Origin of the sequence: Mediterraneibacter sp. 210702-DFI.5.30 (assembly GCF_020560115.1) — a bacterium.
In the GTDB taxonomy this organism is placed as follows: domain Bacteria; phylum Bacillota; class Clostridia; order Lachnospirales; family Lachnospiraceae; genus Mediterraneibacter; species Mediterraneibacter faecis.
Map to the genome: position 1 here is coordinate 1 of NZ_JAJCME010000178.1, position 235 is coordinate 235.

1 protein-coding gene is annotated in these 235 nt (G+C 39.1%); it reads right to left on the reverse strand.

Features of this window, described 5'->3' with window-relative positions:
* The coding region (locus LI126_RS15170; protein WP_227165741.1) for a hypothetical protein at nt 1-235 on the reverse strand (235 nt) is incomplete at both ends.

The window sequence follows — 235 nt, forward strand, 5'->3', positions numbered from 1 at the left end:
GTGGTAGGCTGACTGTCTTCTCTTAATTGATAGGAGACATTGGCCGTGTTGTTGAAAACCGCTAAATCATTATCAGTGATTTTCGTTCCGTAGCCAACCAAAATTGTTTTACCGGAAAATTCGTCTTTATTGAAACGGAAAGTAAGAGTCTTGCCGTTGATTTCAATTGAAGAATTAGGGTAGGCGGCTTTGAATTGATCAAAAGACAATGACTGCCCATTAACGGTAATTCGAT